Origin of the sequence: Streptomyces sp. NBC_00846 (assembly GCF_045207325.1) — a bacterium.
In the GTDB taxonomy this organism is placed as follows: domain Bacteria; phylum Actinomycetota; class Actinomycetes; order Streptomycetales; family Streptomycetaceae; genus Streptomyces.
The window spans coordinates 1,205,836-1,220,055 of the sequence record NZ_CP108846.1 but is presented as its reverse complement, the minus strand read 5'-3'; the positions used below and the strand labels follow the sequence as shown (position 1 = coordinate 1,220,055).

Here is a 14,220-nt window from a genome sequence, read left to right as displayed (position 1 = left end):
ATCTCCATGGTCTTTCAGGCCCTCAGTAGGTGATTTTGGCGTCGCGAATCGTGTGGTTGTCTGTCGATCCACCGGTGGCGCCGCTGAACCCGACCAGTACGTTCTGCGGCAGGTTCACCGCGGTGTCGATGATCTGGTTGCCGTCGATGCTGACCAGCAGGTGTCCGGCCGTCGTCACGGTCACGCCGACAGTGTGGGTGCCGGTCCGCAGTGCGGGAACGGCGGTCGAGGTGGCGGCATACTGCAGGTTGTCCCCGGTGCCACCGATGGCCACTCCGACGAAATTGGCCGAGGGATCATTGCCGTTCCGCCAGGTGTCCAGGGTGACGGCGATGCCGGGCAGCTCCGAATAGCCGAGGCCTCCACCAGGTGCGCCCAGCGCCTTGGGGGTCGTCCTGGACGCGTCGAGCAGCAGGAAGGCCAGGCCGTCGGCGCCGGTACCGCCGCCGATCGCGGCGGTGAAGTTCGCCCGCAGGCGTGCCGACGGTACGGGGGTGCCCTGGACGGCGGACCCGGCAGTCTCCTGAACGGCCTTGGTCAGCACCAGGTCGGTGCCGGAGAGCGCGGCGGACCCGTTGAACGTCCAACCGTTGGGCCCGGGCGGTGGCACCGCGTACGAGGTCGCGGTGATGGCCACGTCCCGTACCGTGTGGATGTCGGTCCGCCCTCCGGTGGCGCCGGTGAAGGCCAGCAGGGCTGTCGGGCTCAGCGAGGCCACTGCCGTCCGCAGTAGCTGTGTGCCGTCCAGAGAGACGGTGAGGGTGGTCCCGGACACGGAGACGGAGACGGCGTGGGGACCCGAGCGGAGGTCGGGCACGGCGGTGGTGGTCGCCGCGTAGGTGAGATCGGAACCGCTTCCCGCGGTGGCGATCCCGACAAAGTTCGACGACGGGTCTTTGCCGTTCCTGTAGGTGTCGAACGTGACCGCCACGCCCGCTTGCCCCGACCAGCCCAGGCCCCCGCCGTCGGTGCCGCGCGCGCTCGGGGTGGCCAGGGCCGGGTCCAGCAGGCTGAAGGTGAGGCCGTCGGCGCCGGTCCCGCCGCCGATGACGGTGGTGAACGTCGCCTTGAGGCCGTCGGTGGACACCGGGACGGGGAAGACCGCCGAGCCTGCCTGATATGTGCTTGTCTGGGTCAATTGCAGGTCATTACCGGAGAGTTGCGCGGATCCGTTGAGCTTCCAGCCGCCCGCACCGGGCGCCGGGATGGCGACCCCGGTGGGCCCGGTTCCGGTCCCGGTGCCGGTGAGCGCTTCGTTCTGCGGCCCCCGGCCGTCGTCGGAGGTGAGCTGATACGTGCCGGTGGCCGCGCCGACGGAGGTCGGGGAGAAGGTGACCGCCTGGTGCACCACGTCCTCCGGGCCGATCACCTGACCCTCACTCACCGGATTGGTCACGAGGAACGGGGCCGCGGGCGGTGCCGCCTTGGTGATGGTGAGGGGGATATTTCCGGTGTTACTGATGTCGAAGGTCTTGGTGACCGACTGTCCGACCGGCACCTGCCCGAAGTCGGAGGAGGTCGGAGTGACCGTCAGGCGCGCCTGCCCGGCCACCGCCGTACCGGTCAGACTCGCGGTCGCGGTGCCGTGCTGACCGGTGACCGAGAGCGTCCCGGTGCTGTCGCCGACTGCTGTCGGGGCGTATGTCACCTGGACGGTGACAGACTGCTGGGGCTGGACGACGGTGCCGTTGGCGGGGAGGCCGGTGGCCTTGAAGGGGGCGTTCGGTGGGCTGCTGGCGGAGATCGTTTCGGCCTCGGTGCCGGTATTGGTGAAGCTCACGCCCAGGGTCTTGGTCGTTTTTGTGGCCACCGTACCGAAGGCCAGCGTGGACGGGACAGGGGTGAGGCCGAGCTGGGTGCCATAGCCGGTCAGGCCGAGGCCGATCGTCCCGAGATCGGTGGTGAAAGTCAGCACGGAACTGTCCGCTCCGGACGTGGTCGGCGAGAACGAGACCGGCACCGAGTAGGTGTCGCCCGTGTGCAGCGTGACCGGCAGACCGGTGGGCGCTGCGGAGAACTTGCTGCCCGAAGGCGTACCCACCGCCGTGATCTTCACATCACGAGTTGCGGTGACCTTGGCCGTTGCCTTGCCGGTGCTGCCCACGGGCACCTTGCCGATGTCCACCGCGTTGCCGATCAGCGCGGAGTTGGACGGACGGCCGAAGGCGAGCACATGGCCATCCCGGGTGCCGACGTAGACCCGTCCACCGTCGGTGGCGGGCACCGAGAACTTGGACACGGTGCCGACCGGGGCGGACCAGCGCAGGTTCAGGGTTCCGTTCACCGGTACGGCGTCGTACGCGCGCAGCTGACCGTTGGCACCGTTGGAGCCGTCCGCGTAGATTGCCCAGACGAGGGCGGACCCCGGGGTGGTGCCGGTGGAGGTCACCACGGGCGAACCCGACGTGTACCCGAAGGTGCCCGTACTGGCGCCGGTACTGGTCAACGAGGGCAGGCCCGAGCCACTGACGCCGTAAGCGAAGGCCCGCAGCGGACCACGACTGCCGATCGTGTACACATAGCCGCCCTCGGCGCCGTACGCGGCCGGGTGCCCCCAGACACCCTCGTACGGTCCGAAGGTACCGAGCACCGCATCGGTGCCGCCGGGCCCCTGGCTGCGGCCGCCGAGGTTGTCCCGGTCGAGGACGAAGAGGCGACCGTCCTTGCCGATCTGCGCCAGAAGATGAGGGTGCTGGGCCGTGCCGAAGGTCGGGCCGGGCAGTGCCACCGGGCCCCCCGAGCCGAAGTCCGTGTCGTTCTGGTCGAGGATCGGAGCGTTGCTGGGGCTGAAGAAGTCCTGGGCGGACATCGTCCCGTCACTGTTGACGCCCAGTCGGACCACCGACTCGGCCAGCTGGCCCGGCGGTTTCGAGCCGGGGCCGGGCGCCGGGGAGACGCCGTTCCCGGTGGAGAGCAGGATCCGGCCCGGCCCGTCGGAGACCAGGCCGCCGCCGCTCATCCAGATGCCGGCCATGCCGTTGGCGGAGGAGTCCTCGGAGGCCCACAGGGTGCTCTTGCGGGTCGTGGTGTTCACGCCCAGCACATAGCCGACGTAGGGGCCGACATCGCAGTGCGAGGCGAAGGCCGCGTAAACCGATCCACCCATCAGGAGCAGGCCGGGGCGCTGGGCCGCAGTGAACGCGTTGAACGGACGGCTGGGGTCGTTCACCGGCGCGCCTTGCACCTTCACCGGCCAGCCGCTGCGCTCGGCACCCGTCGTCGCGTCCAGCGCGTGGACGTACCAGTTGGGGTGCGAGGTGTCGGCACCGTCATTGATCTTCGCGGTGAGGTAGACGGTTCCGGTGGCCGAGTCGTACACGGGGGTCGAGGTCACCCCGATGTTCGGTTCCAGGTCCCCGCAACCGATGGCCGAGGCCGGCCACGGCGCACCCAGGTCCGCCGTCCAGTTGATCTTCCCGCTCGCCGAGTCCAGCCCGTAGACCTTGGCCTTCTCGGTGGCCGCGACGACCGTCTTCCCGATCACCAGTGGCTGAGCGTAGACCTGTCCGTCCACGGTGGTGGAGAACTGCTGGCCGAAGTCGGAGCTGGACACCTGGGCGGGCGCCAGACCGGGTTCGTTCGAGTCCCAGCCGGTACGGAGCGTGTCGCCCGAGATCGTCGTCTCGTCGGCGACGGCGGGCACGGCTGCGAGCAGCGGCAACGAGCTGCCCATGCCGAGCAACAGACCGCCCGTCAGCAGCGAAGCCAGGAAGCGCGACAGCCGACGCTCCGTCCGTTGCCGGCCACCCAGTGGTCTGCGCGTGCTGGACATCTCTCCACCTCGGTACGTCAGTGCGCGAGGGCGGAGACCGGCAGGTCCCGCCGGCGATCATCGTCGGCGGGACCACGTGGTATGTGAACGTTCTCGGTCCGCGCGCCCGGCGTTGTTCACCCCGGTGGGTCAAGTGCAACCGGAGAGGCGCCGATGGGCTCGGGTGCCCCGCCCCGCGCAGGCAGCGACCGGATCGCTGAGCTGGTGCGCACCATGGGTGAAAAGACCGATGCTCTCCGCGATGCCGCACGGTCCCGGACAGCTCGGGCGTATGCGGTGCTCCGCAGAACGCAAAATGCTGGTCGGGAAGAATCCCGACCAGCACATGGTTGGTGCAACGCTGGTGTCCGAGGGGGGACTTGAACCCCCACGCCCGATAAAGGGCACTAGCACCTCAAGCTAGCGCGTCTGCCATTCCGCCACCCGGACAAGGTGTCTGTCTCGCGGGCCCGGCCCGTTCCGACGTGGAAAACAATAGCAAACATCCGGGGGTGCTCGATCACGCCGGGGGAGGTGTGAAGGGCACATGGCGAGGGGCGGGGGCCTTGGGCGCGCGGGCCCGGCGCGGGAGGATGAGGGGGAGCACCGCAGCGACAGTGGAAGGAAGCAGTGTGAGCGAGACCAACACGGCCCGGACCGTCTCGGGCGAGGACGAGGTCGTGGACCTCTGTCGTGAGCTGATCCGGATCGACACCAGCAACTACGGGGACCACTCGGGGCCGGGGGAGCGACGCGCCGCCGAGTATGTCGCGGAGAAACTGGCCGAGGTCGGGCTGGAGCCGCAGATCTTCGAGTCCCACAAGGGCCGGGCCTCGACCGTGGCGCGGATCGAGGGCGAGGACCCGTCCAGGCCCGCCCTGCTGATCCACGGCCACACCGATGTGGTTCCGGCCAATGCCCACGACTGGACGCACCACCCCTTCTCGGGTGAGGTCGCGGACGGCTGTGTGTGGGGCCGCGGCGCGGTCGACATGAAGGACATGGACGCGATGACCCTCGCGGTCGTCCGCGACCGGATGCGCAGCGGCCGCAAGCCCCCGCGCGACATCGTGCTGGCCTTCCTCGCCGACGAGGAGGCGGGCGGTACGTACGGCGCGCGGTATCTCGTGGACAAGCACCCCGGTCTCTTCGAGGGCGTCACCGAGGCGATCGGAGAGGTCGGCGGATTCTCCTTCACGGTGAACGAGAAGCTGCGGCTCTACCTCGTCGAGACGGCCGAGAAGGGCATGCACTGGATGCGGCTCACCGTCGACGGCACGGCGGGCCACGGCTCGATGACCAACGACGACAACGCGATCACCGAGCTCTGCGAGGCGGTCGGACGGCTGGGACGGCACAAGTGGCCGGTCCGGGTGACCAAGACCGTACGGTCCTTCCTCGACGAGCTGTCCGACGCGCTCGGCACCCCGCTCGACCCGGAGGACATGGACGCCACGCTCGCCAAGCTGGGTGGCATCGCCAAGATGATCGGCGCCACGCTCCGCAACTCCGCCGCTCCCACCATGCTCGGCGCCGGCTACAAGGTGAACGTGATCCCCGGCCAGGCCACCGCCCACGTCGACGGCCGATTCCTGCCCGGCTTCGAGGACGAGTTCCTGGCCGACCTGGACCGGATCCTCGGCCCGCGGGTGAAGCGCGAGGACGTGCACGGGGACAAGGCCCTGGAGACCAGTTTCGACGGCTCGCTCGTCGACGCGATGCAGATCGCCCTGAAGGCGGAGGACCCGATCGCGCGCGCGGTCCCCTACATGCTCTCCGGCGGTACCGACGCCAAGTCCTTCGACGATCTCGGCATCCGCTGCTTCGGGTTCGCCCCGCTGAAGCTGCCGCCGGAGCTCGACTTCGCGGGCATGTTCCACGGTGTGGACGAGCGTGTGCCGGTGGACGGGCTGCAGTTCGGCGTGCGTGTGCTCGACCGTTTCATCGACAACTGCTGAGCCTGGATCCACCGGCTTGACGTCTGTGGATGACTCTCACGGAAACGAGGAAGTGCCTTGTGACCTGCGATGATGGGGTTTCTCTAGGACCACATCAGGCACGATCGACAAGGCACTTCCGAGATGCAATCTTCCCATGCCGCCGCGATGGTCTCCGCACGGTTCGATGACCCGAATCTCGTCGCGTACGGCGGGCTTGAGCCGGTGGCGCGTCTGGCCGAGCGGTGCGGACTGCCCGCGCTGGTCGAGGGCCTGGTGAAGCTGCCGGTCTCGAGGGACGGCACGGGTTCTTTCCCGGCGGCGAAGGTGATGTCGCTGGTCGGCGGCATGGTCGCGGGTGCGGACAGCTTCGATGACATGGACCGGTTGCGGCACGGCGGACTGTCCCGGCTGTTCACCGGGGTGCGGGCGCCGTCCACGCTGGGCTCGTTCCTGCGTTCCTTCACCCACGGTCATGTGAAGCAACTGCATGCCGTGGCCCGGCGGTTCCTACCCGCCCTGGCCGCGCACACCGGGCTGCTGCCCGGCGCGCAGGCGGTGGCTTATGTGGACATTGACGACACGATCCGCCGTACCTACGGCTATGCCAAGCAGGGTGCCGGTTACGGATACAGCAAGGTCAAGGGCCTGAACGCGCTGCTCGGGATCATCTCCACCCCGCTCGCCGCACCGGTGATCGCTGCCACCCGCCTGCGCAAGGGGCCCACGAACTCGGCACGCGGTGCGGCCGGGTTCGTTGCCGAGACCATCCGCGCCGCCCGCACCTGCGGGGCCGGCGGCCTGCTGATCGTGCGTGCCGACTCCGCGTTCTACGGCGCTGACGTGGTGAACGCCTGCCGGGCCGCGGACGCCCGGTTCTCCGTCACGGCGCGGATGAACGCCTCGGTCAAGACCGCCATCGCGGCCATCGGCGAGAGCGCGTGGACGGCGATCAAGTACCCCAAGGCGGTCTGGGACGAGGAGGGACAGTGCTGGATCTCGGACGCGGAGATAGCCGAGACCACCTACACCGCCTTCACCTCCAAGCCAAAGAAACAGCAGGTCACCGCCCGATTGATCGTGCGCAGGGTGAAGCGGCTCAACCCCGCGGCCCTGCCCGAGGGACAGGGCACGCTCTTCGATACCTGGCGCTACCACGCCGCGTTCACCGACTCCCCGCTCACCCTGATCGACGCCGAGCGTGATCACCGACGGCACGCCGTGGTGGAGCAGGTGATCGCGGACGTCAAGAACAGCGCCTTCGCGCACGCCCCCTCCGGGCACTTCCAGGCGAACGCCGCCTGGCTCACGCTCGCCGCCCTCGCCCACAACCTGACCCGCGCCGCCGGGGCCCTGGCCTGCGCGTTCCATGCCCGCGCGACCACCGCGACGATCCGCGACCACCTGATCAACGTCCCCGCACGTCTGGCCCGCTCAGCACGCCACCTCACCCTCCACCTGCCCCAACACTGGCCCTGGGAAAGCGAGTTCATCCAGCTGTTCACCGCCACGCACGCGCCACCACCAGTCGGCTGACGCTCCCTGAAACGACCCGCCCGAGAGGGCCCGATACCTGCAGACACGTGGAAAAGCTGGGCAGACCAGCGGACACCCGACACCCGAAACCACCGGTCAACTCCGCGAGGACCAAAAATCCGCCGAAACCCTCACCCCGAAATCCACCCGGTGGATCCAGGCTGAGTCCGTGCCGCGCTCCTGCCCGGGCTCCGTTGATATTCCACCGATTCTCCGCGTCAATAATCGCCCGCGTGTGCGTATGTGACCGGAACGGGTGAAAGGAACCATACGCTCGTAGCCCGATTACCTCTTCCTCGTTACAAGTGATGCGGTCCGCGGCTGGGATCGCATTGCCAACTAGGAGGAATAGTGATCAAGAAGATCGTCGCTGCTGCGGCTGTCACTGGTGGTCTGGTGCTCGCCGGTGCGGGCATGGCCGTCGCGGACTCCGGTGCCCAGGGCGCCGCTGTCGGCAGCCCTGGCGTGCTCTCGGGCAACGTCATCCAGGCCCCGATCCACGTGCCGGTGAACGTGTGTGGCAACACGATCTCCGTGATCGGGCTGCTGAACCCCGCCTTCGGCAACCCCTGCGTCAACGCCTGACGTTGTGCGTCAACCCGTAAGGGTTTGAATCCGGTCGGCCCCGGGGTGCACGCCATGCACTCCGGGGCCGCTGGGTAATCCGCCCCCGCACGGTCAAGTCCGGGGGTATTCCGGAAGGTAGAAGGCAGGAATCAACCTATGCGACAGGTCACGCGTAAAGGCCTGATCACCATGGCGGCCGCAGGCGGAGTCCTTGCGCTGAGCGGCGGTTATGCGCACGCCGACGCCGGAGCGACCGGCGGTACATCGAATTCCCCGGGGGTGCTTTCAGGGAATTCGGTCCAGGTCCCGGTCCACGTACCGGTCAACGTCTGCGGCAACTCCGTGAGCGTCGTGGGACTGCTCGACCCGGCGGCGGGAAACGCCTGCGGAAACGGTTCGCGCAGCGCCGCTTCGGGCAGGCATGCCTCGGGCAGCCAGGTGTCCGGCGACCTCACCCGGGCGACCCGGGCGGGGACCGGCAAGCACCGGGCCGTCACGGGCGACACCGGGAGCGGGGCGAGGGCCGAGGGGAGCGCACAGGGCTCGCCCGGTGTGCTTTCGGGCAACAACATCGCGGTGCCCATCGACATCCCCGTGAACGCCTGCGGGAACAGCGTCACCATCGGTGGACTGCTCAACCCCGCCTCCGGCAACGAGTGCGGAAACGGTACGGACGTCGTCACGCCGCCGGTCGGCACGCCGGTCACCCCGGTCACCGAGAACAAGCCCCCGGCACCCGGAGTGCAGGCCGTCCACAACGTACTCGAGACACAGGGCGTCGCTGAGCTCGCACACACCGGAGCGGGCGGGCTCGGCCTGCTGGTCCCGGCGAGCGCGGGCCTGCTGCTCGCGGGTGCGGGCACAGTGCTCTACCGCCGCGCCCGGATGTCCGCGTAGCGGACCGAGGAGACGACGCAGGCACGGCAAAGGGAGCGGGTCCCGCGATGGCGGGGCCCGCTCCGTTTCACCGGACGGCCCGCCGTCTCACCAGGTGGCCCGTAGCTGGCGGATGATCCGTCGGCGCAGCCGCACCCTGCGGCTGCCGTCACGGCGCAGTGTCAGCCGGTCCAACTCCCAGTGCCCGTACTCGGCATGGTCGGTCAGCAGGCGGGCCGTCTCCTTCCGGGACACCCCGCGCGGCACGTACACATCGACAAATTCGTATTCCGGCATCGCATCTATTGTGCGGGCAGAGCCCGTCTACGGATAGCGTCTGCACCATGTCTGATGCTGCGCAGCCCACCGCTGCCGAGGTACGCGCCGCCGCCGAAGCGATCAAAGTCGCGCTCGACCATCACCTCGAGGCGGTCGAACGCCGGACGGGGGACGATGATCCCGCCGTCTATGAAGCGTTCAACGCACTGGCCGCCGCTGCTGAGTTCTACGACGAACTGCTCTACGACCGCTACGACGAGGTCACCCCCTTCGAGATCCCCGGTGCGGAGGACTCCCTGCCGCCGTACGCCGGTCCCGAGGAGCCGAACGCGCTCAGCGTCCTCATCCGGCGTGACTACGCGGTGGTGGAGCCGCCGAGGCTGCTCGCACAGGCTCAGCGGATCGCCGACCTCGATCCGGACGACCGCGGCGGCGGGAGTGCCGCGGTCGTCGGCTCCAGCGTCCACGCGGCGCTCGGAGTGCTCTTCGGCGAGTACGAACCGGACGAGATCGCTTCCCGGCACATGGAGTTCGGACTGGAGGAGGGCGACTCCACGCTCTGGGTCACGGCGGCCGAGGAGCCCCCCGAGGCGGGGGAGTGGCTCGGCGCACCGTTCGACGACGCGGATCCGCAACTGGTGGTCTGCCGCTTCGACGTCAGCGCGGTCTTCGACGAGGACGAAACGGACGAGCTGCCGGCCGGCCTGGTGGCGGACAGCTCCTGATCCGTCCGTCGGACGGGCTCCGTTCCGAGCCCGTCCGACGGGGCGGCCCGGTCATCGGGCCGATGCCTCCAGCAGGGGGCGCAGCCGCGTCGTGCGGTCCTGCGCCGGGGACTGGGCGACCGCGCGCTGGAGCGCCTGATCCACCCCGTGCACGACGGACAGATGCCGCTCGCCGCGGCTGAAGGCGGTGTACACCCAGGGGCGGCTCAGCGCCTGCGCGGCGTCACCGGGCAGCACGACGACCACGGCGGGCCACCGCATACCGGCGGCCTGATGGGCGCTGAGTGCCCAGCCATGCCGTACGGACGACTCCACCCGCTCCTGGGATACGACGAGCTTCGTGCCCCCGCAGTCCAGATGCAGGCCTTCGGCGTCGGCCGAGACGACCACTGCGGGCAGGGTCCTGCCGGGGGCCGGGACATGGACGACACGGTCGCCCGGGTCGAAGCCGCCGAACCGCCCCGGACCGGGGTTGATCCGCTCCTTGAGCGCCGCGTTCAGGGCCCGGGTGCCCGCCGGGCCGCCGTGGCCGACGGTGATCACCTGGGTATCGGCCGGCGGTACGCCGATGGCGCGCGGCACCGAGTCGGCGACCAGTTGCACGGTGCGGTGCACCGCCTCGCCCGCGTCGCGCACGGGGACGATCACCACTTCCTTGCCGGGTGCCGCGACCTGGTTCAGCTCTCCGATGCCAATGCCGGAGACCAGTTCGCCGATCGGTCCCGGATCGGGTGTACGGGACACGATCTGCGGGCAGGCGCGGGCCGCCAGCACATCCGCGAACACCCGTCCCGCACCGGCCGACCCCAGCACGCAGGGGTCGCCGCTGAGCACCAGCCGGGTGCCGTCACTCAGGGACTCCACGAGGATCGCGGCGCTCTCGACGTCCAGCTGCGGAGCGTCCAGCACGACGAGCAGGTCGACGGCGATCGCCCCCTCCTCGTCCCGCCCCGGACCCTCCGCGCCACAGAGCAGCCCGGCGAGGGTGACGGCCGCCGACGGATCGCCGGTCGTCTCGGCCAGTCGACGTCTGCCGTCCGTGCTGTGCACGGCGCCCAGAGCGCGCAGTCCGAGGCCGCGGGCAGCGCTGATCAGCGCCGCGGGTTCGGCCCTGGCCGCCTCGCCGCCGGTGTGCGCCACCAGTCCGTGGGCCGCGACCGCACAGATCAGCTCGGCCGCCGACGGGGAGCCCGCGGCCGTGGCCGCCGCCGTCCAGTCGGCGTCCTTCTCGCAGGCGTTGACCAGCCGGGCCAGCCCGTCGGTGAGGCTTTCCTCGGCGAGTGCGTACCGGTCGAGACCCAGCAGCGCCGGTACGGGTTCCTGCCCGGTCAGGCCCTCCGCGCTCTCCTCGGCCTCCGCGGGTGCTCCGGGCTCCTGGTCGCCCTCGTCCTCCTGGCCGTCCTGGAAGACCAGGACGACGCCCTCGGCGACGGCGTGCTCGACGGCCGCGGCGGGGTCGCTCACCGCGCGCTCGGCGAGCGCCGCGCGGACCGCCGTCGCGTCCAGCGCCGTATGGCCCTGGAGTGCGGCCCGCTCCAGCAGCCAGCCGACCAGGGCCGAGGTCCGCCGCTCGTCGTCCGGACCGCACCCGGCGCCCAGCAGGGCCCGGGCGAAGCCGTCGGCCTGCTCCGGTCTGACTCCCGGCACGGCCAGCAACTGCCAGGGGTCCTCGCGCAGGGCGCCGGCCGCCTGCGCACCGAGGACCTCCGCCGCCGGGGCCGCCAGCGCTCCGGGAGCCCCGCCCTCGGCCAGTACGGCGGCCACCGCTGCCACGGTCTGCGGCGAGGGGCCCTGCGCGACCGGGGCCGGAACGGGCGTCCGGGGCCGTACCGGCGCGGGAGCGGCCCGGCGGGGGGCGGCGGGTTCGGGCGAGTCGAGGAACGCGGCGGAGGGCTTCTCGCCGCTCTCCACGGCACGTACGGCCGCCAGCAGATCGGCCGCCCTGCCACTCAGCTTCGCACCGGCGGCGATGGGGCCCGCCTTCTCCGCCTTGCGTTTCTCGATCCGTTCCCGGAGCTCACGCTGGGCGGTCAGCTCGGCCTCCGCCTCGGAGAGCGCGGCGGGGCCGGCGCCCGCCGCGTCCACGGCGCCGTCGGTCGCGGCTGTCGCGTCGGCGGCGCCGTCGGGCTCGGCGTCGGCCGCGGCCGTTCCGTCGGTCCCGGTGGCCCGGTGGTCGTCGCCGTCCGTCCGCGCGCCATCGACGGCGGCATCGGCCGTCGGCGAACCCTCGTCCGCCTCGTGCCCCTCGTCCGGTGCGGACGGGGCGGGCACGGCCGCGGAGGGGTCCGTGACGACGCCGGTGTCGTCGGCGGCCGGGGAGCCGGGGGTTTCCCCCCGGGGAAGCGCAGTCACAGCGTGCTCCAGTCCTGGTCGGGATAGCGGTGCACGGGCGCCGACACGTCGTCGAGCGCCTGGCAGATCTCGTCAGGAAGACTAAGCGCCTCCACTGACAATGCCTCCGTGAGCTGCTGCGCGTTGCGCGCTCCGACGATCGGGGCCACCACCCCCGGCCGGTCCCGCACCCAGGCGAGAGCCACCTGGAGCGCCGTCGTGGCCAGGCCGTCGGCCGCGGTGGACACCGCGTCCACGATGCGGCTCGCCGGGTCGTCGAGATACGGCTCGACGAACGGGGCCAGCAGCTCCGAGGCGCCGCGCGAGTTCGCCGGAGTGCCCGTCCGGTATTTGCCGGTCAGGACCCCCCTGCCCAGCGGAGAGGAGGGCAGCAGCCCCACCCCCAGATCGCGCGCGGCCGGCAGGACCTCGCGTTCCACGCCCCGCTGCAACAGGGAGTATTCCATCTGGGTGCTCGCCAGCCGGGTGCGCAACCCGGGCGAGGCGAGCTGCCAGGTCGCCGCCTTGGCCAGCTGCCAGCCGCAGAAGTTCGACACCCCCGCGTACCGGACACGGCCCGTCGACACCGCCAGGTCCACCGCCTGAAGGGTCTCCTCCAGCGGGGTCACCGGGTCGAAGGCGTGCACCTGCCACAGGTCCACGTAATCCGTTCCGAGCCGTGCCAGGGAGGCGTCCAGCGCGGCCAGCAGATGACCGCGCGAGCCGTTGAACCGGCGGTACGGGTCGGCCACGCCGCCGGCCTTCGTGGCGATGACCAGATCCTGCCGCGGCACCAGACCCTCGGTGAGCCGCCCGAGCAGATATTCGGCCTCCCCACCGCCGTAGACATCAGCCGTGTCGACCAGCGTGCCGCCCGCCTCCCAGAAGGCTTTCAGCTGTTCGGCAGCGTCGTGCTCGTCGGTGTCCCGGCCCCAGGTGAGGGTGCCGAGCCCGATCCGGGACACTCGAAGGCCGGTACGGCCGAGATGCCTCTGCTCCATGGGCGCTGAGATTACTGGCCGGGACCCCACCCGGCGGAAGCCTGTGGACAACCCGGCACTACATCGCCTCTGCCGGAACCCGCCGCCGCGCGCTAGAGTCCGGAGCTCAGGCACGTTACTGATCAGTAAGGGGAGCGGCTATGCGGCTCGGCATCAATCTCGGTTATTGGGGTGCGGGAATGGACGGCGACAACCTCGCCGTCGCCCAGGAGGCCGACCGGCTCGGATACGACGTCTGCTGGGCGGCCGAGGCGTACGGCTCAGACGCGCCGACGGTGCTCGCCTGGGTCGCCGCCCGGACCGAATCCATCGACGTCGGCTCCGCGATCATGCAGATCCCGGCCCGCCAGCCCGCGATGACGGCGATGACCGCCGCCACCCTCGACTCGCTCTCCGGCGGCCGGTTCCGGCTCGGCCTCGGCGTGTCGGGACCGCAGGTCTCCGAGGGCTGGTACGGCGTCAAGTTCGACAAGCCGCTGGCCCGCACCCGGGAGTACGTGGAGATCGTCCGCAAGGCGATGTCCCGTGAGCGGCTGTCGTACGAGGGTCGGCACTGGACGCTCCCGCTGCCCGACGGCCCGGGCAAGCCCATCAAGCTCACCGTCCACCCGCAGCGCGAGCACATTCCGCTCTACATCGCCGCGATCGGCCCGAAGAACCTGGAACAGACCGGCGAGATCGCCGACGGGGCGCTGCTCATCCTCCCCTCGGCGGAGCACCTCGAGGACACCGCCGTGAAGTACCTGCGGGCGGGCCGCGAGAAGGCCGGGAAGACCATGGAGGGCTTCGACGTCTGCCCGACCCTGCCGCTCGCCGTCGGTGACGACGTCAACGGCCTCGCGGACATGTTCCGTCCGTACACCGCGCTGTACGTCGGCGGCATGGGCAGCCGCAAGCAGAACTTCTACAACCAGCTCGCGCAGCGCATGGGCTACGAGAAGGAAGCCGCCGAGATCCAGGACACGTACCTGTCCGGTGACAAGAGCGGCGCCGCCGCGGCCGTCCCGCACCAGCTGATCGACCAGACCACGCTGCTCGGGCCGGTCGAGCGGATCGCCGAGCGGATGCAGGCGTACGCCGCGGCGGGGGTCACGACACTGACCCTGGCTCCGGCCGGGTTCACGCTCGACGAGCGGATCACGGCTCTGCGGGCAGGCATGGAGGCGCTGGAGCGGTCCGGGCTCGCGTAGTGCGGACCGGCGGACGGAGGGGGCTCC

Annotated in this window: 10 protein-coding genes and 1 tRNA gene; 6 read left to right on the top strand and 5 right to left on the bottom strand. The window is 70.5% G+C overall.

The genetic code is table 11. The annotated features are described in order from the left end of the window. Nucleotides 1-22: 22 nt before the first annotated feature. Nucleotides 23-3,772 carry a choice-of-anchor D domain-containing protein gene (locus tag OG936_RS05655; protein WP_406492939.1) on the bottom strand — a complete coding sequence of 1,250 codons (3,750 nt, stop codon included), beginning with the start codon at nucleotides 3,770-3,772 and terminating at the stop codon, nucleotides 23-25. A gap of 341 nt (nucleotides 3,773-4,113) precedes the next feature. Beyond that, nucleotides 4,114-4,201 (bottom strand) — tRNA-Leu (locus OG936_RS05650). 182 nt (nucleotides 4,202-4,383) lie between these two features. Between OG936_RS05650 and OG936_RS05645 the strand changes: the two genes are divergently transcribed. From OG936_RS05645 to OG936_RS05630, 4 genes are all read left to right on the top strand, one after another. Further along, entirely contained in the window at nucleotides 4,384-5,709 is a 1,326-nt protein-coding gene (locus OG936_RS05645; RefSeq protein ID WP_406380353.1) for a M20/M25/M40 family metallo-hydrolase, read from the top strand. Between the two features lie 123 nt (nucleotides 5,710-5,832). Further along, nucleotides 5,833-7,224 (top strand): IS1380 family transposase, encoded by a 1,392-nt coding sequence (locus tag OG936_RS05640; protein WP_331746122.1) that lies wholly within the window; start codon nucleotides 5,833-5,835, stop codon nucleotides 7,222-7,224. Between the two features lie 351 nt (nucleotides 7,225-7,575). After that, nucleotides 7,576-7,809, top strand: coding sequence for a chaplin ChpH (gene chpH / locus OG936_RS05635; RefSeq protein ID WP_406492937.1), 234 nt, complete (start codon nucleotides 7,576-7,578; stop codon nucleotides 7,807-7,809). Between the two features lie 138 nt (nucleotides 7,810-7,947). Further along, nucleotides 7,948-8,688, top strand: coding sequence for a chaplin (locus OG936_RS05630; RefSeq protein WP_406492935.1), 741 nt, complete (start codon nucleotides 7,948-7,950; stop codon nucleotides 8,686-8,688). An 87-nt stretch (nucleotides 8,689-8,775) separates the two neighbouring features. On the opposite strand, the gene OG936_RS05625 is transcribed toward OG936_RS05630, so the two are convergent. Beyond that, on the bottom strand, nucleotides 8,776-8,964 hold the full coding sequence (locus OG936_RS05625; RefSeq protein ID WP_030918345.1) for a DUF5703 family protein: 189 nt from the start codon (nucleotides 8,962-8,964) through the stop codon (nucleotides 8,776-8,778). Nucleotides 8,965-9,011: 47 nt separating this feature from the next. Here OG936_RS05625 and OG936_RS05620 point away from each other — a divergent pair, with 47 nt between their 5' ends. Next, entirely contained in the window at nucleotides 9,012-9,671 is a 660-nt protein-coding gene (locus OG936_RS05620; RefSeq protein ID WP_406492933.1) for a hypothetical protein, read from the top strand. Between the two features lie 51 nt (nucleotides 9,672-9,722). Here the strand turns inward: OG936_RS05620 and OG936_RS05615 are convergent, their stop codons facing one another. Together OG936_RS05615 and OG936_RS05610 are read right to left on the bottom strand one after the other, a co-directional pair. Beyond that, complete coding sequence (locus OG936_RS05615; RefSeq protein ID WP_406492931.1) at nucleotides 9,723-12,023, bottom strand: helix-hairpin-helix domain-containing protein; 2,301 nt, start codon at nucleotides 12,021-12,023, stop codon at nucleotides 9,723-9,725. Continuing rightward, on the bottom strand, nucleotides 12,020-13,003 hold the full coding sequence (locus OG936_RS05610) for an aldo/keto reductase (RefSeq protein WP_406492929.1): 984 nt from the start codon (nucleotides 13,001-13,003) through the stop codon (nucleotides 12,020-12,022). Before OG936_RS05610 ends, OG936_RS05615 begins: the two co-directional genes overlap by 4 nt. A gap of 140 nt (nucleotides 13,004-13,143) precedes the next feature. On the opposite strand from OG936_RS05610, the gene OG936_RS05605 reads away from it, so the two are divergent. Further along, nucleotides 13,144-14,193 carry an LLM class F420-dependent oxidoreductase gene (locus OG936_RS05605; RefSeq protein WP_383753769.1) on the top strand — a complete coding sequence of 350 codons (1,050 nt, stop codon included), beginning with the start codon at nucleotides 13,144-13,146 and terminating at the stop codon, nucleotides 14,191-14,193. Nucleotides 14,194-14,220: the final 27 nt, after the last annotated feature.

Excerpts from the sequence above, each read along its gene's own strand:
- OG936_RS05655 (WP_406492939.1), bottom strand. The coding sequence starts at position 3,772 with ATGTCCAGCACGCGCAGACCACTGGGTGGCCGGCAACGGACGGAGCGT.
- OG936_RS05640 (WP_331746122.1), top strand. The coding sequence starts at position 5,833 with ATGCAATCTTCCCATGCCGCCGCGATGGTCTCCGCACGGTTCGATGAC.
- OG936_RS05630 (WP_406492935.1), top strand. The coding sequence starts at position 7,948 with ATGCGACAGGTCACGCGTAAAGGCCTGATCACCATGGCGGCCGCAGGC.
- OG936_RS05625 (WP_030918345.1), bottom strand. The coding sequence starts at position 8,964 with ATGCCGGAATACGAATTTGTCGATGTGTACGTGCCGCGCGGGGTGTCC.
- OG936_RS05620 (WP_406492933.1), top strand. The coding sequence starts at position 9,012 with ATGTCTGATGCTGCGCAGCCCACCGCTGCCGAGGTACGCGCCGCCGCC.
- OG936_RS05610 (WP_406492929.1), bottom strand. The coding sequence starts at position 13,003 with ATGGAGCAGAGGCATCTCGGCCGTACCGGCCTTCGAGTGTCCCGGATC.
- OG936_RS05605 (WP_383753769.1), top strand. The coding sequence starts at position 13,144 with ATGCGGCTCGGCATCAATCTCGGTTATTGGGGTGCGGGAATGGACGGC.